Annotated in this window: 21 protein-coding genes; 14 read left to right on the top strand and 7 right to left on the bottom strand. The window is 58.5% G+C overall.

Translation table 11 applies throughout. The annotated features are described in order from the left end of the window. Positions 1 to 53 precede the first annotated feature (53 nt). The 5 genes from AC2D8U_RS04635 to AC2D8U_RS04615 form a co-directional block, all read right to left on the bottom strand. The gene (locus AC2D8U_RS04635; RefSeq protein WP_484617883.1) at positions 54 to 1,634 is read right to left on the bottom strand and encodes a methyl-accepting chemotaxis protein; all 1,581 of its coding nucleotides are present in this window, start codon (positions 1,632 to 1,634) and stop codon (positions 54 to 56) included. A gap of 194 nt (positions 1,635 to 1,828) precedes the next feature. After that, a complete protein-coding gene (gene ruvC / locus AC2D8U_RS04630) occupies positions 1,829 to 2,350 on the bottom strand; it encodes a crossover junction endodeoxyribonuclease RuvC (RefSeq protein ID WP_484617882.1) in 522 nt (173 codons plus the stop codon). Next, positions 2,347 to 3,093: a YebC/PmpR family DNA-binding transcriptional regulator gene (locus tag AC2D8U_RS04625; RefSeq protein ID WP_484617881.1), complete on the bottom strand. Its 747-nt coding sequence runs from the start codon at positions 3,091 to 3,093 to the stop codon at positions 2,347 to 2,349. Before AC2D8U_RS04625 ends, ruvC begins: the two co-directional genes overlap by 4 nt. A 100-nt stretch (positions 3,094 to 3,193) precedes the next feature. Then, positions 3,194 to 4,960 (bottom strand): aspartate--tRNA ligase, encoded by a 1,767-nt coding sequence (gene aspS, locus AC2D8U_RS04620; protein WP_484617880.1) that lies wholly within the window; start codon positions 4,958 to 4,960, stop codon positions 3,194 to 3,196. Positions 4,961 to 5,509: 549 nt separating this feature from the next. Beyond that, positions 5,510 to 6,193, bottom strand: a complete 684-nt coding sequence (locus AC2D8U_RS04615; RefSeq protein ID WP_484617879.1) for a GGDEF domain-containing protein — start codon at positions 6,191 to 6,193, stop codon at positions 5,510 to 5,512. A 152-nt stretch (positions 6,194 to 6,345) separates the two neighbouring features. On the opposite strand from AC2D8U_RS04615, the gene cmoA reads away from it, so the two are divergent. Genes cmoA through AC2D8U_RS04585 form a run of 6 tightly spaced genes read left to right on the top strand, consistent with a single transcriptional unit; the run spans position 6,346 to position 12,759 of the window. Next, on the top strand, positions 6,346 to 7,077 hold the full coding sequence (gene cmoA / locus AC2D8U_RS04610) for a carboxy-S-adenosyl-L-methionine synthase CmoA (RefSeq protein WP_484617878.1): 732 nt from the start codon (positions 6,346 to 6,348) through the stop codon (positions 7,075 to 7,077). Next, positions 7,074 to 8,063, top strand: coding sequence for a tRNA 5-methoxyuridine(34)/uridine 5-oxyacetic acid(34) synthase CmoB (gene cmoB / locus AC2D8U_RS04605; protein WP_484618382.1), 990 nt, complete (start codon positions 7,074 to 7,076; stop codon positions 8,061 to 8,063). The genes cmoA and cmoB overlap by 4 nt, the downstream gene beginning before the upstream one ends. Before the next feature lie 7 nt (positions 8,064 to 8,070). After that, the gene (locus tag AC2D8U_RS04600; RefSeq protein ID WP_484617877.1) at positions 8,071 to 8,805 is read left to right on the top strand and encodes an ATP-dependent zinc protease family protein; all 735 of its coding nucleotides are present in this window, start codon (positions 8,071 to 8,073) and stop codon (positions 8,803 to 8,805) included. Positions 8,806 to 8,817: 12 nt separating this feature from the next. Then, on the top strand, positions 8,818 to 10,323 hold the full coding sequence (locus AC2D8U_RS04595) for an inactive transglutaminase family protein (RefSeq protein WP_484617876.1): 1,506 nt from the start codon (positions 8,818 to 8,820) through the stop codon (positions 10,321 to 10,323). Beyond that, positions 10,323 to 11,279 (top strand): alpha-L-glutamate ligase-like protein, encoded by a 957-nt coding sequence (locus AC2D8U_RS04590; protein WP_484617875.1) that lies wholly within the window; start codon positions 10,323 to 10,325, stop codon positions 11,277 to 11,279. The genes AC2D8U_RS04595 and AC2D8U_RS04590 overlap by 1 nt, the downstream gene beginning before the upstream one ends. Beyond that, positions 11,260 to 12,759, top strand: a complete 1,500-nt coding sequence (locus AC2D8U_RS04585) for a hypothetical protein (protein ID WP_484617874.1) — start codon at positions 11,260 to 11,262, stop codon at positions 12,757 to 12,759. The genes AC2D8U_RS04590 and AC2D8U_RS04585 overlap by 20 nt, the downstream gene beginning before the upstream one ends. Here the strand turns inward: AC2D8U_RS04585 and AC2D8U_RS04580 are convergent. Continuing rightward, a complete protein-coding gene (locus tag AC2D8U_RS04580) occupies positions 12,738 to 13,358 on the bottom strand; it encodes an FMN-dependent NADH-azoreductase (RefSeq protein ID WP_484617873.1) in 621 nt (206 codons plus the stop codon). The genes AC2D8U_RS04585 and AC2D8U_RS04580 overlap by 22 nt on opposite strands. A gap of 110 nt (positions 13,359 to 13,468) precedes the next feature. Between AC2D8U_RS04580 and AC2D8U_RS04575 the strand changes: the two genes are divergently transcribed. The 7 genes from AC2D8U_RS04575 (at position 13,469) to AC2D8U_RS04545 (ending at position 20,779) form a co-directional block, all read left to right on the top strand. Further along, the gene (locus AC2D8U_RS04575) at positions 13,469 to 14,386 is read left to right on the top strand and encodes a LysR family transcriptional regulator (RefSeq protein ID WP_484617872.1); all 918 of its coding nucleotides are present in this window, start codon (positions 13,469 to 13,471) and stop codon (positions 14,384 to 14,386) included. 128 nt (positions 14,387 to 14,514) lie between these two features. Further along, complete coding sequence (locus AC2D8U_RS04570) at positions 14,515 to 15,879, top strand: alanine/glycine:cation symporter family protein (protein WP_484617871.1); 1,365 nt, start codon at positions 14,515 to 14,517, stop codon at positions 15,877 to 15,879. Positions 15,880 to 15,940: 61 nt separating this feature from the next. Then, positions 15,941 to 16,753, top strand: a complete 813-nt coding sequence (gene rhlP, locus AC2D8U_RS04565) for a rhombotarget lipoprotein (protein ID WP_484617870.1) — start codon at positions 15,941 to 15,943, stop codon at positions 16,751 to 16,753. A 223-nt stretch (positions 16,754 to 16,976) separates the two neighbouring features. After that, a complete protein-coding gene (gene dmeF / locus AC2D8U_RS04560; RefSeq protein WP_484617869.1) occupies positions 16,977 to 17,999 on the top strand; it encodes a CDF family Co(II)/Ni(II) efflux transporter DmeF in 1,023 nt (340 codons plus the stop codon). 34 nt (positions 18,000 to 18,033) lie between these two features. Beyond that, a complete protein-coding gene (locus tag AC2D8U_RS04555; RefSeq protein ID WP_484617868.1) occupies positions 18,034 to 18,342 on the top strand; it encodes a hypothetical protein in 309 nt (102 codons plus the stop codon). A 278-nt stretch (positions 18,343 to 18,620) separates the two neighbouring features. Continuing rightward, on the top strand, positions 18,621 to 19,691 hold the full coding sequence (gene rsgA, locus AC2D8U_RS04550) for a ribosome small subunit-dependent GTPase A (protein ID WP_484617867.1): 1,071 nt from the start codon (positions 18,621 to 18,623) through the stop codon (positions 19,689 to 19,691). Positions 19,692 to 20,104: 413 nt separating this feature from the next. Beyond that, entirely contained in the window at positions 20,105 to 20,779 is a 675-nt protein-coding gene (locus AC2D8U_RS04545) for a hypothetical protein (RefSeq protein ID WP_484617866.1), read from the top strand. An 89-nt stretch (positions 20,780 to 20,868) separates the two neighbouring features. Here AC2D8U_RS04545 and AC2D8U_RS04540 read toward each other — a convergent pair whose 3' ends face one another. Further along, positions 20,869 to 21,762, bottom strand: a complete 894-nt coding sequence (locus tag AC2D8U_RS04540) for a LysR family transcriptional regulator (protein ID WP_484617865.1) — start codon at positions 21,760 to 21,762, stop codon at positions 20,869 to 20,871. A gap of 105 nt (positions 21,763 to 21,867) precedes the next feature. Between AC2D8U_RS04540 and AC2D8U_RS04535 the strand changes: the two genes are divergently transcribed. Beyond that, positions 21,868 to 22,467, top strand: coding sequence for a short chain dehydrogenase (locus AC2D8U_RS04535; protein WP_484617864.1), 600 nt, complete (start codon positions 21,868 to 21,870; stop codon positions 22,465 to 22,467). Positions 22,468 to 22,494 lie beyond the last annotated feature (27 nt).

Genomic DNA, 22,494 nt, shown 5'->3' with positions numbered 1-22,494 from the left:
TCATGCCCGCTTAGAGAATAGTGATCCCGTCTTGGACGGCTGCCCCCGGCTCCCTATAAGCGGAAGAACCCCAACAGTTTTCTCTGCTCTTCCGACAGGCAGGCCAACTCTTGAGCAGCTGTGCTGCACTGAATGATCCCGGCGACATTTTGATCGACCAACTGCAGTTGGGCCTCGACATTGTCCACCACCCCCTGGGTGATGGTTCGCTGCTCCAAGGCCTGCCCCGCGACTTTTTCATTGATCTGGCACATGCGAGAGACGGCGTTGGCGATCTCGGCAAATGCGGCCTGTACCTGGCTCGATACCAATTGCGACTTGGACACCACGTCGGCATTGTAATCCATCCGCTCGCGGGCATTCTGCGCCAGGGCCTGGAGGTTATTGACGATCGCCTGGATCCGTACCGTCGACTCCTGGGTCCTGCCGGCCAGCGTCCTCACCTCATCGGCCACCACGGCAAATCCGCGTCCCTGCTCCCCCGCCCTGGCGGCCTCGATGGCCGCATTCAATGCCAGCAAGTTGGTCTGCTCGGCGATGGCAGTGATCACCTCGATCACTTCGCCGATCTCCACCGAAGAGCCATGCAACTGCTGGACGATGGCCACCGACTCGGATGCCGACTGCTGTACCTGTTGATCCAGGCTACGTGCCTGGGTCAAAGACTCATCGCCCTGCTCGACGCACTGGCCCACTTCAGCCACAACCCCCTGGGCGGTCTCGGCTTCCTCACTGATCGCCCTGCCCGACTGTGCCAGAGAGTTGATGGCATCGGTCAGGTGTTCAAAGTGGTTGCGCTCCGTCTGGGCGTTGGTTTGTGCCTGACTCATCACCGCAGTGAGTTCCGTCGAGGCGGAGGCAACATTGTCCGCCACCTGATTAGAGCGGCCAACGATCTCACGTAACTGACTCGCCAGCTGCAGAGTATCCCGATAGATCCCCCGCTCATCCCCCCGGGCCTCAATCAACAGTTCCCCCTGGCTGATGGCCTTGATCTCCTCCGAGATCTGTTTAGGCTCCCCACCAACGTACTGATTGATATAACGCCATAACACCAGATTCAGGCCCGCCATGACCAACAGGCCTATCACCATGACCCAGATCAAAGCCGTCTGGGTATTTCGGGCCATCTTGCTGCCACTGCGATACAACTGCTGGGCAATCACCTCCTGGATCCCCGTCAGTTCAGCACCTATCTCCGAGAGATGATCCACCCTCAGGTACAGCTCGGCGATGATCTGATCTGTCACCGCTTCGCCCTGAACCAGCGCCAAGTAGCGCTTCACTACATCCGCCTGCTGTGAGAAGCGTTTCGCAATCGCTGCCTCATCCGGCGTCAGAAAGGTCTGCATATAATCGGACCAGATCCGATCAACCGTTTGCAATCCTGAGTGCACCGAGTGCTCCATCTCGGCCCGGGTGGTCAGCCCCAGTGCATGCTTGTTAAAAGCATCGATGATGCTGACGGCAAAGGTATCGTTGATCACCTTGAGTTGCCCCATGGGGATCACCCGGTCTTCATACAGCTCCGACAAATTGGCATAGAGACCACGATAGGAAAAAGTAACGAGCAACAGGAAAATCAGTCCAATCAGGGTATTGAACAGCATCTGCATAGCTAGGCGAATTTTCATCTTATTGTTTTAATTGTGAAAAGGTACCTATTTAAAGCGACTTTGATAACCCGTATTTAAAGGCCATGTCTGTCGCCACAGGGACATTTCCTGCCTGGCCCGGCAAAGTCCCAGACGTTCCGCCTTGCCCGGTCTAAGCCACTGCAAGACATTAAAAAAGCAGGCTGATTGCCCGCTTTTTCACTGTAAATCGATCAGCGATAACGCCCTGCGATCCGAGCCGTCGCCTTACCCGCCATCGCCACCAGCCCCCGCTGCATATGGGCATGGGTGATGGCGATGGCCAGGGCATCTGCCGCATCGGCCTGAGGGGTACCCGGCAACTTGAGCAGGTTCTTCACCATATGCTGCACCTGCTCCTTCTTCGCCCCCCCGGTGCCCACCACGGCGTTTTTGATCTGGGTCGGGCTGTATTCCGATACGGGTAACTCGGCATTCATCGCCGCGACGATTGCCGCGCCCCTGGCCTGGCCGAGTTTGAGCGCCGAATCGGCATTGCGCCCCATAAACACCCGTTCGATGGCAAACTCGTTGGGTTGAAACTGGCGAACCAACTCAGATACGCCGTCATAGATGATCTTGAGCCGTTGTGGCAGCTCCTCCTGCGGCAAGCGAATACAGCCACTGCCCAGATAGGTAAAACGGCGACCACAAAAACGGATCACCCCATAACCGGTCAGACGGGAGCCGGGATCGATCCCCAGGATCACGCTCAAGCCAGTTGCTCCATGACATCGTCGGCGATCTCCGCGTTGTGGTAGACCTCCTGCACATCGTCGTGATCTTCCAGCACATCGATAAGGCGCAAAAACTTCTCCGCGGTTTTCAGATCCAGCTCAGCCTTGGTGGATGGGATCATGGTGACCTCGGCGTTCACCGCCTCCAGGCCCGCCGCATCCAGGACATCCTTGACCCCACCAAAGGCCTCCGGAGTGGTCATCACATCGATGCTGCCATCCTCATGGGTATCCACATCCTCGGCCCCCGCTTCCAGCGCCGCATCCATCACCAACTCCTCCTCCACACCCGGTGCATAGGAGATCACCCCGCTCTTGGTAAAGAGGTAGGATACACTGCCGTCGGTACCAAGATTGCCGCCGGACTTGGTGAAGGCGCTGCGCACGCCAGAAACGGTACGGTTGCGATTATCGGTCATGGTTTCCACCATCACCGCCGTGCCGCCCGGACCATAGCCTTCATAGATGATGGTCTCCAGCGCCTGGCCTTCCAACTCACCGGCCCCACGCTTGACCGCACGTTCAACCGTGTCGCGGGGCATGTTGTTGGACAAGGACTTGTCGATGGCCGCGCGCAGGCGGGCGTTGGAATCCGGATCCGAGCCGCCTTCCCGGGCCGCCACGGTCAACTCTCGAATGAGCTTGGTAAAGATCTTGCCGCGTTTGGCATCCTGGGCCGCCTTGCGGTGCTTAATGTTGGACCATTTACTGTGGCCAGCCATAAAATCTCTCCTTTATCTTAATCCCTTAACTTAACCCGTACGCCAAGGGAAACAAACCCGGCACGAAGGCCGGGTTTTTAGTTCAGTGCGGTTCGCGCAATTACGCTTTGTCTTGCTGAGGGATCGCCTGGATCCCCAACTCCACCAACTGCTCAGGGTTGGCAACACCCGGTGCATTGGTCAGCGGACAGGCCGCCGTGGTGGTTTTCGGGAAGGCCATCACTTCACGAATGGACTCAGCACCCACCATCAACATCACCAGGCGGTCCAGGCCAAAGGCCAGGCCGGCGTGCGGTGGCGTACCAAACTTCAGGGCATCCAGCAGGAAGCCGAACTTCTCTTTCGCTTCCTCGTCGGAGATCCCCAGTACGCGGAAGGCGGCAGATTGCATCTCGGCCTTGTGGATCCGTACAGAGCCACCGCCCACTTCACAGCCGTTCAATACCATGTCATAGGCATCGGACAGAGCGCCGTCAGGGTTGGCTTCCAACTCTTCCGGGGTCATATCGCGCGGGGCAGTAAAGGGGTGGTGCAGTGCGTAGTAACGACCATCGGCCTTCTCAAACATCGGGAAGTCCACAACCCACAGCGGTGCCCAACCTTCGGCCACCAGGTTAAAGTCTTCACCGGCCTTGAGGCGCAGCGCCCCCATGGCGTCGGCCACGACCTTGGCGCTGTCGGCACCGAACAGGATGATGTCGGTGGCTTGGGCACTGGTACGCTCGATGATGGCGTCGACAATCTCGTCGGACAGGAACTTGGCCACCGGAGACTGGACGCCCTCGATCCCCTTGCCCGTCTCGTTGATCTTCATCCAGGCCAGACCCTTGGCACCGTAGATCCCTACGTACTTGGTGTACTCGTCGATCTGCTTACGGGACAGGGAAGCGCCTTTAGGAATGCGCAGGGCCGCGACACGCCCTTCTGGATCCTGGGCCGGACCGGAGAACACCTTGAACTCCACATCCGCCAGCAGATCGGCCACGTCAACCAGCTCCAGCGGGTTACGCAGATCCGGTTTGTCGGAGCCGTAGCGACGCATCGCCTCTTCGTAGCTCATGTGCGGGAACGCAGGCAGATCAACGTCCATCATCTTCTTGAAGATGGTGCGGATCATGGTCTCCGTGGTCGCCATCACCTCATCGGCACTCATGAAGGAGGTTTCGATATCGATCTGGGTGAACTCAGGCTGACGATCCGCACGCAGATCTTCATCACGGAAACACTTGACGATCTGGTAGTAGCGATCCATGCCGGACATCATCAGCAACTGCTTAAACAGCTGTGGGGACTGCGGCAGAGCAAAGAACTGCCCCTTATGGGTACGGCTGGGCACCAGGTAATCACGGGCCCCTTCCGGCGTGGCAGCGGTCAGGATGGGGGTTTCCACATCCATAAAGCCTTCACCGTCAAGGAAGCGACGCACTTCGGAGGTAAACTGGGCGCGGAACTTCATCTTCTGCGCCATCTCGGGACGACGCAGATCCAGATAACGATACTTCAGACGCTGCTCTTCGCTTACATCGGTGTTGAAGTCGATGGGCAGAACATCAGCCTTGTTGATGATGGTCAGCTCTTTGCCCAGGATCTCAATGGCACCGGTCGTCATGCCTTTATTGATCTGGCTGTCCGGGCGCAGGCGCACCAGGCCTTTCACCTGAACACAGAATTCGCTGCGCAGGCTGGATGCCGTGGCAAACACCTCTGGCAGATCCGGATCGTACACCACCTGTACGACGCCTTCGCGGTCGCGCAGATCGAGGAAAACTACCCCACCCAGATCACGGCGGCGGTTTACCCAGCCCACCAGGGTGACTTCTTGGCCGTTCAAGGCCTCTGTGACATGTCCACAATAATGGCTGCGCATCGACAGCTCCTGTTACTAAATGCGATTTGGTGAAGGCGCCAACGGCACCTCCACAGGAAATTGGCAAGGCGGGCATTATAAAGAAAAACGACGGCAATCAGAAGCGTTGGCCACCATAGCCATCGCACGCATCAGACACCGAGCAAGATCGAGCAGTTATCGACCAGGGGTGGGGTGAAATATCGCCCTCAAGAGGACCTCAATTAAGCATTGCCCTAATGAATTTATGCGTCTTAACGTTTTTGAAAAGAAGCCTAAACCTCCATGCCCTACCCTGTGCATTCGCCGACGTCGAGGACGATGCCTGCCCCCATTCTCTACGCAGTGCGAAGGGACAAGAGGGGAAAAAGACGATATTCCGAACTCAGCATCTCCCCCAATTGAGGTTTAGCGAGGCAAAGGGGGGCGGTTGTCGTCGAAGCGCCAAGGAGGGGGTTGGCGGATCTATGAACCGCATCAGGTCGTTCCGAGCAACACTTATCTGGGCACAGCCCCTAATTATCCACTGCGGGTCCCGGTAACACCAACGCGAGTGAAGAACAAAGAACGCTAGGCGACCTGATAGCCGCTGCTGCCGCCGCGCCCCACCCGCTTCATCGAGGCTTCGGCGACCTGCAACAGGGCCACACCTTCGACCCCATGCCTGGGGTAGAGGGCGATCCCGATATTGATGCGTAACCGGCTATCCCCCTTCTCGGTCTCATTGTGCAGTTCGACGCCATCGATCAGGGAGCGGGCCACTTGGGTCGCGCCCTCACAGTCGACGACAGGATCGAGCAATAGCACAAACTGCTCCGGCTCCAACCGAGCCAAGGTATCTGCCCGTCGCAAGCTCTGTTTCCAGCGATGGATCAGACAATACAATTGATCGTCGGCCGCCTCCTGACCCAGTTTTTGACTCAGCTCTCGAAAATTGTTCAGTTGGATCAGCAGCAGACCCAGGTTGCTCTGGTTTCGCCCGTGTCGTGCCAGGGCATGGGCAAAGCGATCGTCGAACAAACGGCGATTCGGCAATCCGGTCACCGGATCCTGATTGTCCGGGCTACTGAGCTGGCTGCTCAACTGTATGTTACGCCATCGTTCGCGTCGGTATAGAGCCAGTAACACCAAACTAACCAGTACCAGCCCCCCGGCTACGGCCGTGCCCCCCCAATCCACCCATTGAGCAGGCGTTGCCGCCATGACTGGCAGGCTCAAGCCCAAGCCACCAATCGCGCCAATCTGTCGTTTCATCGTGCTAATCCCCAGGGCCACTACCAGACACTCCTAGCAAAACATCGAATTCGGTACAAAATTAAGCAATAGAACCCGCTTACGACAGCGTTTTCTTGCCGTCTGACGTCTCCCGGCGCTAAAATCGTTGGCTTGTTCAACAGGAACCCGCTATGACCGCCAAGCAAGACCGGATCTTCTCCAAACCGTTGACACAAGTCGGAGATTTTCGCTTCGACGATAAAGTGGCGTCGGTCTTTCCCGATATGATCTCCCGCTCCATCCCAGGATATGGAGAGATCCTGCACACCCTCTCACAATTGGCTGAGCGCTGCGTCCAGTCAGACAGCCGAGTCTATGATCTCGGCTGCTCTCTGGGGGCGGCAACCATCGCGATGCGCCGAGGCATACGACAACCCAATGTCAAAATCATAGCCATTGATAACTCAGAGGCCATGGTAAAACGGGCACAAGATCATATGCAGGCCTTCGTCAGCGACGTCCCGGTAGAGCTGATCTGCGCCGATATCCGCGACGTCGACATCAAAAATGCCTCCATGGTGGTGCTGAACTTTACCCTGCAGTTTCTGTCGCCAGAGGACCGGGATGCATTGATCCAAAAGATCTACCAAGGCATGAAACCCGGCGGGATCCTGGTGGTCTCCGAGAAGCTGGTGTTCGACCAACCTAAATTGCACACACTGATCGATGATCTGCACTTGGACTTTAAACGTGCCAATGGCTATTCGGAATTGGAGATCAGCCAGAAGCGGACGGCACTGGAGAACGTGATGCGCCCCGAGACCCTGGCTCGGCACAAGGCCCGCTTTGCCCAAGCCGGTTTCAGCGAGTCTGAACTTTGGTTCCAGTGTTATAACTTTGCCTCAATGGTAGCGATAAAATAATGGATTTCAGTGGCTTTTTTAAACGCATTGCCGGTAGCCGTCTTAATCACTGGCTGGAAACCGCACCGAGCCAATTGGCCCAGTGGCGCAAGTTCCATCGCAATGGCCAGTTTCCCAAGTGGGAGAAAGTACTGGCCAAGTTGCCGAGCACTGCCCCTGCCTATTCGGATATCCAGACCCGGGTTGCCTTTGGCGCCGCCGACGAACTGAGTGAAGGCGAACAAAAAAAACTGCACAACCTGCTCAAATGCCTGTGTCCCTGGCGAAAAGGCCCCTTTGACCTCTATGGGATCCACATTGATACTGAGTGGCGCAGCGATTGGAAATGGGATCGCGTCAAGCAACACATCAGTCCGCTGAAACACCGCACCGTATTGGATGTAGGCTGTGGCAGCGGCTATCACATGTGGCGAATGCTGGGCGAAGGCGCCGATCTGGTGATCGGCGTCGACCCTTCCGATCTGTTCCTGGCCCAGTTCGAGGCGGTACGCAAGCTCAGCGGTGGCAACGAAGACATCCACCTGCTTCCTTTGGGGATCCAACAGTTACCGCCGCTGCACGCCTTCGATACGGTCTTCTCCATGGGAGTGCTGTACCATCGTCGCAGCCCCATCGACCACCTGTATCAATTGCAGGACCAACTTAAGCCCGGCGGAGAACTTGTACTCGAAACTCTGGTCATAGACGGTGATGAAAATCAGGTGCTTGTACCTGAAGACCGTTATGGGAAAATGAACAACGTCTGGTTCCTGCCCTCGGCCAAGGCCCTGATCCTCTGGTTGGAGAAATGCGGTTTCGAACAGGTCCGACTGGTTGATGAAGATATCACGTCCACCCAAGAACAACGGGCGACTGAATGGATGACCAATGAGTCTCTGGTCGACTACCTAGACTCTCAAGATCCCGGCAAAACTGTCGAAGGTTATCCCGCCCCAAAACGCGCCACCATTATTGCCCAAAAGCCCGGCTCATCATTGAAAGGATAGACAGCCAATGACCCAACGTATTTTGCTTGCCCTGATCGCCACTGCCGCCCTGGCAGGATGCGCCCAGCGTCCTCAGCCGGCCACCAGCGACCAGCTGACCAACGCCATGGAAACCCAGTATGCGCGAATGGAAGGCCTGATGAACCGGCGCTGTGCAGAGCAATTCCAGGCCGATGAAGCGGCTTTGGCCTACCAGTCCCAGGTCATTGAGCAGCTCACCGGGATGAACGCGGGTATGGCGGCCCTGGTGGCCAATGCCAACAAGCCACCGGTGCAGTGTCCTGAGGTCGAAGCCGATCCCCTGACCGACAAGTTGGTTTTGGGCGAAGTGGAGCGTGTCTATGTTCAGGAAGTGGGTGAAGCCTTTGAGGCCCGGGTGGATACCGGTGCCGCCAGTTCCTCCATCACCGCGACCAACATCCGTCTGTTTGAGCGCGATGGCAAGCAGTGGGTGCGTTTCGAGATCCCAACGGTCGAAGGCAGTGCCGAGCCCGAGTCAACCATCGAAGCTCGTGTCGCCCGTTTTGTCAGCATCAAACGTGCTTCCAGTGCCGAACCTGAGCGTCGTCCGGTCATTCTGGCACGTCTTAAGGTCGGGAACTATGTCGCCGAAACCGAGCTAAATCTCACCGATCGCAGCCACATGGAATATCCTCTATTACTGGGCCGCAAGTTTTTCAAAGACATTGCCGTTGTCGACGTAAGTCGTCAGTATATTTTGTCTGGCCAGAACGACCAATAAAAGGATCTCACCGTGTCGCGCAAGCCTTTTTACCTCCTGATCTTTCTGCTGGTTGCCAGTGGGGTTATCTATACCGGCTATCGCCATAATGTCGATAACATTCCCTTCTTCCCCGGCAGTGTGCAAACCACCTGGACCGTTGAAGCCCGTGTGACCTTCAATGCCAACGGACCGGTAGAGGCTTCCCTGGCCCTGCCCAGTGATCCCGCCTTTACCCTGCTGTCCGAGTCGGCGGCCTCCCCGGGTTACGGGCTGGCCATGACTCAGGTCAACAATGATCGCCGGGCCCAGTGGACCATACGAAACGCGCAAGGCAACCAGGAGCTGTACTACACGGCGAACCTGGTTCCCACGGGCAACCTGGCATTGGCTGACCATCAGATCCCCTACCCGGTCCGAGAGCGGGTGTGGGACGAGGGTCTGGATACTGCGGCACAGGCAGTGATCGCCAAGGCATGGGAAAAGAGTGCCAATAATCGCTCCTTTGCCCACCGGCTGACGCAGATGGTGGCCAACCCGGAACAGCAGCAAAACGTCGCCCTGCTGCTGGCCCGCTACGAGCCAGCCCTGCTGCTCCATCGGCTGTTGGAAAGCGCCGGTGTGCCCTCCCAGGTCGTGTATGCACTGAATCTGGAGGATGGCCGCCGACGTCAGTCCCTGCGTCCCTGGGTCGAAGTACAGGAGGGGGCCAATGGTTACCTGTTTGATCCCAGCTCCGGTACCGAAGGGCGCAGCGAAAACCTCTTGCTGTGGCAGCGCCATGGGGGTTCCATCCTGGAACTGACCGGGGGCAGCAACTCCAGCGTCAGCTTCTCCATGATCGAAGATACCCGCCCAGCCCTGGCCACCGCCGTTGATATGATGATCGGCGACGGCAATGGCCGCGGTCTCTCCCTGTATAACCTGCCGCTGGAAGAGCAAGCGTTGCTGCGGGGCCTGTTCCTGATCCCCATTGGCGTACTGGTCGTCGTGTTCCTTCGGGTGCTGATCGGCATCAAAACCTCGGGCACCTTTATGCCGGTGCTGATCGCCCTGGCCTTCATTCAAACCAAACTGCTCACCGGCCTGATCGGTTTCCTGCTGATCGTCGCCTGTGGCCTGGTGATCCGCTCCTACCTGTCCAACCTCAACCTGCTGCTCATATCGCGAATATCCGCGGTGGTGATCGTTGTACTGGGGATCATCGCAGGCTTTACCCTGTTGGCCTTTAACCTGGGCCTGACCGAAGGGCTGACCATCACCTTCTTCCCGATGATCATCCTGGCCTGGACCATCGAGCGCATGTCCATCCTGTGGGAGGAAGAGGGTCCCAAAGAGGTGGTCGTCCAGGGAGGCGGCAGCTTGATGGTGGCCGTGATCACCTACCTGGCGATGGACAATGATCTGGTACGACACTGGGCGTTCAACTTCCTTGGCGTTCACCTGGTGGTGTTGGCCCTGATCCTCGTTATGGGTCAATACACCGGCTACCGACTGCTTGAGCTGCGCCGATTCCGGCCCCTGGTTGAGGATAAGTGATGCTATTTTGCGATCCTCGAAAACTGCGTAGTCGCGGGATCATGGGGATGAACCAACGTAACATCTCCTACATCGGACGCTATAACCCCCGCTCTTTATACAAACGGGTGGACGATAAGCTGATCACCAAACAGATGGCGGTCGATGCCCAGATCAGCACACCGGGACTCATCTCGGTGATCAGCGAACAACACGAGATCGCCGAGCTGTCCCAACGCCTGAACGGGCAAACCGGTTTTTGCATTAAACCGGCACAAGGATCCGGCGGCAAGGGGATCCTGGTGATCACCAAGGTCGAAGATGGCAAGTTCTTCAAACCCTCCGGTGACGAGGTGACCCTGGCGGATATGGAGCGTCATTGCTCCAATATCCTGGCTGGCCTGTTTAGCCTGGGGGGCAAGAATGATGTGGCGGTGATCGAAGCCTTGATCCGCTTCGATCCTGTGTTTGAAGGGATCTCCTACGAAGGTGTACCCGATATCCGGCTGATCATCTTCAAAGGGTTTCCCATCATGGGAATGTTGCGCTGCTCCACCCACGCCTCCGACGGCAAAGCCAACCTGCACCAGGGGGCCGTGGGGATCGGTGTCGATATCGCCACAGGTCAAGCGATACGGGCGGTTCAATATGACGAACCGGTACAGCACCATCCCGACACGGGTAAAGATCTCTTCTCTGTCCAGGTCCCCCATTGGGAGCGTCTGTTGGAGTTGGCTTCCGGCTGCTATGAAATGTGCGGTCTGGGCTACCTGGGTACCGACATGGTTCTGGACAGCGAACGGGGCCCCCTGTTGCTGGAGCTCAACGCCCGACCCGGCCTGGCCATTCAGATCGCCAACGATCAGGGCCTGCTCCCCAGGCTCAAGAAGATCGAATCCCTAGGCGATCAGAGCTTCACCGTCAAAGAGCGGATCGCCATGGCCAAGGAGTGGTTTGGTGGGCAGCCGCTGGGCTAAGCCCCGCACTCGCAGACACAACGCCCCGATCACGATCGGGGCGTTTCTTTGCTGCGTGGTCTTCTGCGTCTTTCCGGCTCGTGCCGATCTGATTGATCACTGCCTGAGCCAGATTGAAGTCGCTCAACAAGAGTCCTCATCGCGCCAGCAGTTACTGCTGCTACGCCTGCTTCAAGACCAGCTACAGCGAATAGCCCAAGACATGGACTCCAACGCACTCGGACGCTGTGCACTTGCGCTGCGCACGGCGCTATCCCCTCACCTGGCTCAGCCGGTGACCCCTCCCGAACACGATGCCCTGCTGGCGCACTGGCGACACCTCAGTCACACCGCCAATAAGACCCTGGTGTTAAATGATCCTCGCTGCCTGCAAGGGATCCGGCTCGATGATAGTCCGGTCCAGCCTCCCTACACCCTGGTACTTGCGCCCCGGACCGTTAAAACCTATTTACAACAGGCAAGCCACGCAGGCTGCCGCAAAGCCATCTGGCGACGTTTTGAGAATCGGGGCTACCCGCAAAATGCCCCCCTGGTAACCCAGCTCCTGAGCTTGGAATGGCACGCAGCCCGCATGGCCGGTTTCGCCTCGCCCCAGCAACAGCAGCTTGCCGCCCTGCCCGTGTCGGCGGAAGCCCTGCTCGATCATCTCCAGCCCGATGACACCACCCTTCCCTGGCGTCACCCTGCCCTGCCAGGGGAGGCTGAGCCGGTGCTTGGCCAATCATCACAACAGATGGCCCCGGCGCTGATTGCGGCCCTGGCAGGTAAACTGGCGTTGACCCTGGAGGAGATCGAGGAGCAGCATTGGCAGATCTGGCAGGAACGGCGGCTGTTGGGCTACCTCAGGCTGCAGCCAGGGCCACACTCCCAACTAGTGGTTGCGCAAAATCACTGGATCAACCATACCCCCGCCCAGCTGGAGCTGCATCACCGTCAAGGGCCGTGGCGGCCATCACACTGGTATCAATGGGCCGAGTTGGTCGGACAAACGCTGGGAAGGCTGCAGGGACAGGCCATCGAACAACCGGCCCCCTCTCAGTACGAAGCCGCGGCCCAATGGGCCTTGGAATGGGCCCGCGACCCAGTCCTGCAGGAGGCGATCGCCGGAGAAAAACTTCGCGTTAAACCCCGCTATCCGGCATACAAACTGATTGAAGCTCGCCTTGCCCTGGGCCTTTGGCAGGCACCCAGCCTGGATGATCAAGCCCTGTCCAAACTTCAACAGGCGCTCTTTCAGCGCCACTATGGAGAGGGGGCGCCAGAGCCCTTATACCCCTGGTACAGCAATCCACGATTGCTGCTGATCGGACCGAGCCTGGTCCTCCCCCTCTATTACACTTGGCAGGCCGAGCAATGGGTGGCGCAACAGCGAGCCGGCCAGCTCTCCGACCGACAGGTATGGCAACGCTTGAGCGAACCACTCCCTCCCTCGGTTGCTCCCCCCCTAGTCCAGGCTCATTACGAGGCGTCGTCGCCCTGATCGGCCAGCCGTGCCAGCAACTGTTTCTTTGCCTGCCCAACCCCTTCCTGATCGGAAGCCACCCCCTCGGCGATCACGACGGACACATCGCTGATCCCGATAAAGCCCAGCACGGTGCGCAGGTAAGTGTCCTGATGATTCCTGACGGCCGCCGGTCCCTCGCTGAAGCGGCCACCTCGCGTGGCGATCACCAGGGCTTTTTTCTCCTCAAGCAAGCCCACCGGACCTGTCTCGGTGTATCTGAAGGTCACGCCCACCCGGCAGATCAAATCGATCCAGGCTTTGAGGTTGCTGGGCACGGAGAAGTTGTACATGGGGGTCGCGATCACCAGTTCGTCGGCCGCCTTCACCTCTTCCACCAGGCTGTTGGAGAGTGCGATACGCTCCTGGCCCGCGTCATCGAGTTGATCCGCAGGCGTATAGAATGCGCCAAAGGTGGCCTCATCCAGGTGGGGCGGCGGCATCGCCCCCACATCCCGAACCAACACGCGGCCTTCCGGATATTTCGCGCTCCAGGCATCCTGATAGCCTTGGGCGAGTTCCCGGCTGTGGCTATTGGCTAGCTTCGCGCTGGCATTGACGATGAGCAAGGTTTTCATGGTGCATTCCTATTGTCGGTGGCTTCGATTGATAAGGAGAAGAATACTTGCACCATTACGAAACAAAATCGCATAATTTCGATACCACCTTTCGATAAAAAAGAAACAACATGTACCGTCCTCACACCACGTTAGAACAGTGGCGGATCCTGCAGGCCGTAGTCGATCATGGGGGCTATGCCCATGCCGCCAATGCCCTCAATAAATCTCAGTCATCCCTCAATCACGCGGTCGCCAAACTGCAACAGATGCTGGGCGTCCCTCTGTTGGAGGTCAAAGGGCGCAAGGCGGTCCTGACACCCCAGGGCAAAGTCATGTTGCGACGCTCCCGTACCCTGACGGCAGAGATTGAGCAGTTGGAAACGTTGGCGCGCAACCTGGAGCAGGGCTGGGAGCCTGAGCTCGTCATCTCTCGTGAGATCCTCTACCCAACCCAGGCCCTGTACCAGGCCATGAGCCATTTCTATCCACAAAGCCGAGGCACCCGCCTTACCGTGATCGACAATGTGCTCTCCGGCACCAGCGACGCCATCACCCAAAAACGCTGTGATGTTGCCATCACGGCGCGTGTACCGCCGGGTTACCGCGGACAATCTCTGGGCGTAGTAAAAATGCTGTTGTTGTGCCACAAGAGTCATCCACTGACATCGGAAGCCGAGATAGACGGTAATCGACTCGCACAAGAGTTGCAGATCGTGATCCGGGATACCGGCTCTTTGGCCGATCAGGAGCTGGGTTGGCTCAAAGCCGAACAGCGCTGGACCTTCTCAAATTTCCACGAGGCGATCGCCATCCTCAAGCAGGGGGTGGGGTTTTGCTGGGTTCCTGAGGAGCTGGCACACCAGGCCATGGCCGACGGCCAACTGGTTCATCTACGCCAGGCCAGCATGAACACCAACTTGCTCACCATGGCCCTGGTATTTCCCGATCCCGACCGGCTTGGCCCTGCCGCACGCCTTTTCGCCGAACTCCTGGTGGCCTTTAGCCCCTACCAGCAACAGGCGAGTGCCTATGTACAACACACTTAGTCGCAGCAACCATAACCAAGAACAAAGTTGATCCGAACCCACCTGTGCGCTGTGAAACTTTTTATGATAAAGATCACAACCATAAAATATGAAGTACAGCCGTCACATAGAAGTACAGGAGATCACGGATGAGTTGGCTAACGGATCTGGTATCAACATTGAACGGCATCGTATGGGGCATCCCCATGCTGGTGTTGATTTTGGGAGTCGGTCTTTTCCTCACCATCGGCCTAGGGTTTATGCCCATGCGCAAGCTGGGTACCGGCTTTCGCCTGCTGTGGCAAGGACGCAGCGATAAAGAGGGGGATAAGGGAGATATCAGTGCCTTTAACGCCCTGATGACCTCCCTCTCCGCCACCATCGGCACCGGCAACATCGCCGGGGTTGCCACCGCCGTGGCCATGGGTGGCCCGGGCGCCCTGTTCTGGATGTGGTGTACCGCCCTGGTAGGGATGGCCACCAAATACGCCGAAGCCGTCTGTGCCGTAAAGTATCGGGAAAAAGGCAGTAACGGCGAGTACGTCGGCGGCCCCATGTACTACATCAAAAACGGTCTGGGCGCCAAGTGGGCCTGGTTGGGCACCGCCTTTGCCCTGTTTGGCTCCATTGCTGGCTTTGGCATCGGCAACGGCACCCAGTCCAACTCCGTGGCCCAGGCGCTGGAGAGTAACTTCTCCATCGACCCTCTGCTCACCGGCATCGTGCTGATGGTGCTGGTCGGTGCCGTGCTGATGGGCGGGATCAAGCGGATCGCCGTGGTGGCCGGCAAGCTGGTGCCCCTGATGGCGATCTTCTACGTCTCCGCAGGCCTGATCATCCTGGCCATGAATGTCACCGAGATCCCCGCCGCCATTGAGCTGGTCATTGTCAGTGCCTTTACCCCGGTCGCCGCTCAAGGCGGGTTTGCCGGGGCCGCGGTGTGGATGGCGATCCGTTTCGGGGTCGCTCGCGGCGTGTTCTCCAACGAAGCGGGCCTGGGCAGCGCCCCCATCGCTCACGCCAGTGCCAAAACCAACAACCCGGTTCGCCAGGGCCTGATCGCCATGCTGGGGACCTTTATCGATACCATCATCGTCTGCTCCATCACCGGCCTGGCCATCATCCTGACCGGCGTCTGGGATTCAGGCCAGAGTGGCGCCACCTTGACCACGGCCGCCTTTGGCGCCAGCCTGCCCTACGGTAACATCATCGTTTCCCTCTCCCTGGTGGTCTTTGCCTTCACCACCATCCTGGGCTGGAGCGTTTATTGTGAGCGCTGTGTCCAGTACCTGTTTGGCAATAAGGCGATCCAGCCCTTCCGCCTGGTATTCACCCTGGCGGTGCCCCTGGGGGCCGTCGCCACCCTGGACTTCGTCTGGCTGCTGGCCGATACCCTCAACGCCATGATGGCGATCCCCAACTTGATCGCCCTGCTGTTGCTCAGCCCCGTGGTGTTCCGCCTGACCCGCGAGTATTTTGCAAAGTCTAAGGAAGTTGCCGAACCCGTGGCGTAAGCCGTCGCCGACCTGTTCTTCAGGTCGGCTTTATTTTCCCGGTAAGTCAGGAGAAACAGCGATGCGATCCGTTTTCATTATCACGCTATTGCTCGCCCTTGGCGGCTGCAGCGCCATTCAAGACTCAGGGCACACCGATAAGACGGTATCGAGCAGCCTGATGCAGTACCTTTACCCGAAACACAGCGACAGACGGAGTCAAGCTGTCGAGATCCCCAGGGTGGCACTGCCCGCCAATATCGGCATTGCCTTCGTCCCTTCCAACCGCCGGCCCATTCCAATGGATCAGGAGCTGGCACTGCTGGAGCAGATCCGGGCCGAGTTTCTCCAGTACGACTACATCGACCGCATAGAAACCATCCCCAGCACTTACCTCAAGGGCAATGACGGTTTCGATGGGCTTCGCCAGGTGGCACGTCTTTACGACGTCGAACTGATGGCGCTGATCTCCTTCGATCAGATCACGCAAAGCTTCGCCAACAACAGTGCCCTGCTGTACTGGACCATCGTCGGCCTCTATACCATTCCCGGCAACGAGAACAGCGTTCGCACCTTCGTCGATACCGCCGTATTTGACGTCAAGAGCGAGAAGCTTCTGCTACGAGCCCCCGGCATTCATCAGTCCAAGGACACCAGCACGGCACAAAATCGTCGGCAGAACCTGACCGAGCAGGCACAGGAAGGCTTTAACCAGGCCGTCTTCGACATGCTCCCCAAGCTGCAAAGCGAACTGGCCCGATTCACCACCCGGGTAAAGGAGGAGCAGGTGATCCAGATCGAAACCCGACCCGGATACCGAGGGGGACCCATAATGCCCACAACCTTATTGATGCTATTGCCCCTGGTACTGATTCGACGCACCCGCACCGCCTGATCCTCAGCCGTCATACTGGGCCGGGCAGACACTCCTCCCGGTTGGCTGTCCGGCTAAATGCCCCCTGTGGAAAGGCTGCCTGCCGTGCTGAGGCGAGCGCTCGCTTTGGTCACACCCGGCTCGGCTCCCTTTCGTCAACAAGTGAATTGACTCCCGCGATGGCGAACGTCATTATTGGAATCGATTCTCATTTATATACCATCACAGTGAAGTGACTCGCGCCATGCACCATGATCAGATCCACCACTGGCACCACGAACATACCTTCAAACAAGACCAGAAGCGCCCCGGCGAATCCCGCACCCTAATCGTCATTGCCATCACTCTGGTGATGATGGTTCTTGAGCTGGTGGCCGGCTGGCTCTATGGCTCCATGGCCCTGCTGGCAGACGGCCTGCACATGGGCTCCCACGCCGCCGCCCTGAGCATCAGTGCCTTCGCCTACTTCTATGCCCGCCGCCATGCGCAAAACCGTGACTTCAGCTTCGGCACCGGCAAGGTCAATGCCCTGGCCGGGTTCAGCGGCGCCATCCTGCTCGCCCTGTTCGCCCTGGCCATGGCTTTTGAGAGCGTGATGCGGCTGTTTGAGCCCGTGTCCATCGCCTACAACCAGGCCATTGGTGTCGCCCTCCTGGGATTGCTGGTCAATGGCGTCTGCGTCTGGATCCTGGGTGTGGATCACCACCATCATGATGGAGAGCACCATCATCATGGAGAGCACCATCATGATGGAGAGCACCATCATGATGGAGAGCACCATCATGATGGAGAGCACCATCATGATGGAGAGCACCACCACACTGGCCACCACGATGCCCATGGCCATGATCACAACCTACGCTCCGCCTACCTGCATGTGTTGGCGGATGCCCTCACCTCACTGCTGGCGATCTTTGCCCTGCTGGCGGCCAAGTACACAGGTGTCGACTGGATGGACCCGCTAATGGGAGTGGTTGGGGCTGTACTGGTGGCCAAATGGTCTGTCGGTCTGCTCACCAGCAGCGCCGGGGTACTGCTGGACAAGCAAGCCGATGACGCCTTCTGCCAACGCGTTACCGCAGCGCTAGAGCAGGACGGCGACACCAGGGTTACCGATCTCCATGTCTGGGCCATCGGACCCGGGATCTACTCGGCCCAGATCGCCGTCGTCGCCAATGCCCCCAGGAGCGTTGCGCACTACAAGGCGCAGATCCCCCAGACGCTTGGAGTCGTCCATCTGAATGTAGAAGTACATCAGTGCGCCTAACCGTCCTGTGCTCGCAACTTAGGAGAGGGTGCTCATGCTCGGCCACAGCAGCGCCCGGTTCCGCCTAAGCGTCCTTTCTCGCCGGAACTGGCTGGGGATCCTAGGCAATACCCTACTGCTGGGATCCCTGGGTGCGGGTCTGGTTGCAGGGGGGATCACGCTGTGGGAGTGGCTGGAAAACCCCGGGGGGATCTTTCATGGCGCCGAGGGCACCCAGTGGAACTTTGTCCGGGATACCGCCAGCAGTTGGTTCTGGCCCACCCTGAGGTGGCTCACTCCACTCAGCGCCATCATTGAGATCCGGCGCCGACAGTACCGACAGTACCGACAGCAACAAGACTGAGCTCGGCCGCCCCCGGGATCACCCTGCCCTTGTGCGCCCCCTCCCCTTTTGGTCCACTCAATTGGTGGCCCGAGGACCTCTTGGGATATGATCGACCCCGTCATGAGATCAAAAACAGGAGAAAGAAGATGATTGTGGTAAAGCCTAACCGGGCCGCGGAGCACGCCCAGCGCTGATCTGCGCACGCCCGGACTGATTTGCCAACGGCCTAAGCCGCTGGCCACCCATGAAATTTTCAATCGCCGCCACAGAGTGTGGGGCGATGTCCGGGAAACACAATGAACCCAACACAAATGCCTTTGGCCCCGCTCTCTTTATCTCAGCTGGGCTGGAAACCGTTTTTTCAACAACAGCTGCCCCTGGAACAGTGGGACGCCCTGCCTGCCAGGGTAATGGTGGTCCACCGTAACCGGGTCGAACTGCTGTGCGAGCAGGGACCGGTCGATCTGCTCCTCTTAGCCAGCACACCCCCTCTCGCCGTCGGTGACTGGCTGCTGCTGGATCATCAGCACCAGTTCATCACCCTGCTGACGAGACAAAGCCTGTTTCGCCGCAAGGCCGCTGGCAGTAAGCTGGAAGAGCAGCTTATTGCGGCCAACGTCGATACCCTGGCCATCGTCACTTCGATGAATGACGACTTCAACCTCAGCCGGATCGAGCGCTACCTGGCCTTGGCCCGGGAGGCAGGAGTGGATCCCATAGTGGTCCTGACCAAGGCCGATCTCTGCACCGCTCAGGGCAGCGATCCCGAGTCTTTTCGAAGCCGGGTGCAGGCGCTGGATCCCTATCTGGTGGTCGAAACCGTCAATGCCCTGGCTGCCGAGACGGCAACACGTCTGGCCCCCTGGTGCGGCATAGGTAAGACCCTGGCGTTGATGGGCTCCTCCGGGGTGGGCAAATCCACCCTGCTCAATACCCTATTGGGGTGCAGCGTGCAGGATACCGCCGGGATCCGCGAGGATGACAGCAAGGGGCGCCACACCACCACGGGACGCTCCATGCACCCCATGGCCCATGGGGGCCTGCTGTTGGACACTCCCGGCATGCGGGAGTTGCAACTGACCGACTGTGAAGAGGGGGTCAATACCGTGTTCCAGGAGATCACCGAGCTGGCGCAACAATGCCGCTTTGCCGATTGCCAGCACGGTGGCGAGCCGGGCTGTGCCATCGGCAAAGCGCTGGCGGACGGCCGCCTGGATCCACGCCGACTGAGCAGTTATCAGAAACTGTTGCGTGAACAGGCCTACAACAGCGAGTCCCTGGCGCAAAAACGTGCCCGGAACAAAGATCTGGGCAAGCTGTACCGCTCGGTACAAAGTCATCGTCAACTCCTCAAGGGTAAGCGATAAGCGCCTCATCTTTTCACAAAGTCAGGCCCCCTCTCCTTGCGGAGAGGGGGCCTTTTTTTTCGTTAAGCATGCCCTGTCCCATACGGCCATACCCTTTTTCAGCGGCGCTCTTGACCAAGAAACAAGCGCCTTGCGCTCCTGGGGACTCAGGTACAGAGCAGAGTAAGCGCATAGGTCAACGGAACAGGAAAAGCCGGTTAACCAGGGCCAAAAACAAAATGCCTTTGCGATCAATTCACTTGGCATTTTTGCTTGCGTCGCACCCGGGAAACTGTGCCTTTTTTGTTTGCATCCCGGCTACAAAACTGTCATCGTTGCCGCAAATTTGAACGGCACTCATGCGCCGTTTTGGCATGGCAGGGACGCATGTCAGCTCCAATATATATAAGTATATAAACCCCTTAGAGGTATTCATGCGTCTTCGCTTAACCATCTACGCCCTGCTGATGGGCCTAACGACCTTCTCCGCATCGGCAGTGGAGCTGTTGCTTTCCCACTCCCCCCAGCGCGCCCCCGCAGTTCCCTTGCAGGGACAGAGTGTTGACGGTCCCATCTATGTGTTCGTGGATCCCCCCCATGAGATCGCCACCATCGACTTCTCCGTCGATGGACTGCCGCTGCAAACCGAAGAGTTTCCGCCGTTTGATCTCAAAGGCACCGATAGCCAAGGCAATGCCTATCCATTGAATACCCAAAGCCTGTCCGATGGGCGCCATACCGTAACGACTCGGGTTGCCCTGCTCGATGGCAGCGAAGCCCACCTGACGGCGGACTTTATCGTGGCCAATGCCCCGGCCAGCATCTACCTGTCCGAGCCCACCGTATTTTGGAGTGCCGGAGCCGACGAAACCCTGAGTGAGGAGATCCTGATCACCGAATCGAATGGTGAGGCCCTACCCTTTAACATCAGTGTCTACGCCGACTGGTTGCAGATCAGCTCAGATAAGGAAACCACGCCGGATGTACTCAAACTGGTGGCCGATACCTCCGATCTGAGCCCGGGTCTCTATGATGCTGAGGTCTACATCGACGTGGCAGGCTACCCGGGCCTGATCCTGGAAGTCAGTCTCGCTGTCGGCGAGATCTGAACCTGGCTACCCGGCGCATCCATACTCATGCCCGGTCCCCAAACCTGGCAGCACTCACCGTTCGTTAGGTGTCGTATCGGAACGAGGATTCAGCTCGCCAGGCCGGGCCGGTTGGCCAGCAGGTGATCAACCAGGGCTCGCAAAGGCGCACTGCTAGTACGATGCGCAGGGTAAACCAGGGAGATGGGAATGGCAGGCAGACGAAACGCTTCCAGCATTGTGATCAGGCGCCCGTCTGCCAGATAGGGCTCAAGCATAAACCTGGGCAACTGGACCACTCCTAGCCCATCGGCGGCAAACTGAGCCACCAACTCCCCCTGATTCGTGTCCAGCACGCCGTCAACACGAACATGACGCTCCGCGCCCTGCTCCTGGTAGCGCCAACGGCGCATCTGACGACTCGAGCTGTCGAGCAGACAGCGATGGGACACCAACTCCCTTGGATGGCTAGGCGTGCCGTAACGCGCCAGATAGCCCGGGCTGGCGGCAAACTCGACCTGAAGCTGGGCGTAAGGACGTGCCACCAGTGCCGAATCCGGCAACTCACCTACCCGAATGGCGAGATCAATCCCCTCCTCCACCAGATTGACGTAGCGGTTAACCAGCACCCAGCTGATCTTCACCTCAGGGTGCTCGGCAATAAACGCAGAGATCGCCCGTTGCACGCCCAACTCGCCACTGCTCTGGGGCGCCGAGATCCGCAAGTGACCGGCGATCGTCCCCTGACGGTCCCGGGCCCCGGTCGCCAGTTGATCCAACCGTCCCAGGATCTGTTCAAACTCAGCCAGAAAATACTCCCCCTCCGGCGTCAGGTGCATCGCCCGGGTGGTGCGCAACAACAGCTGGCAAGCATAGTGGGCTTCGAGATCGGCGACCTGACGACTGACCGCCGAGGTCACCAGCCCCAACTCTCGGGCCGCACCGCTAAAGCTCATATGAGCGACCACGCGAGTGAAGGTACGCATCGCCTTGAGCAGGTCCATTTTTCTCATTTTGTGAAAATTGATTTCAGATGGGGGTTATTTTTTCACTATACGCACAAAGCTATCCTCTCTCCATCAATAACCCCCAGCTTCAAGGAGCAAGAGATGAACGTACTTTTGATTGGCGCCACAGGGACCATTGGCCAGGCCGTAACACAACGTCTGGCCGCATCACACCGGGTGATCACGGCGGGCTTTCGCGATGGTGATCACCGGATCGATCTGGCCAACCCCGACTCCATTCGTTCCCTGTTTGAGGCAGCAGGCCCGGTAGATGCCGTGATCGCCACCGCCGGTCAGGCCAACTTCGGCCCCCTGGCACAGCAAAGTGATGAGGATCTGCAACTGGCCCTGAATAACAAACTGATGGGCCAGATCAACCTGCTGCGGATCGGCCAGTCGTTCGTTCGTCCCGGCGGCAGCATCACCCTGACCTCGGGCATACTGGCCCGCCAGCCCATCCCGGGCAGCAGCAGTGTGGCCATGGCCAATGGGGCATTGGAAAGCTATGTCCGCGCCGCGGCCCTGGAGCTCGACAGCCTGCGCCTAAACGTCGTGGCGCCGGCCTTTGTCAAGGAAACCATGGCGATGATGGGGATGGATCCCAGCCCGGGGATCTCGGCGGCCGACACCGCCAACGCCTATGTTGCGGCCCTGGAGGGCAAGATGCATGGACAGACACTGGATGTTACCGACTACCTCTAGTGCCACTGGCGGCGGCCGCAACGAGTG

This window comes from Ferrimonas sp. YIN67, assembly GCF_057219095.1.
Note: the sequence above shows the minus strand (reverse complement) of the source record. Positions and strands in the feature narration are given on the sequence as shown.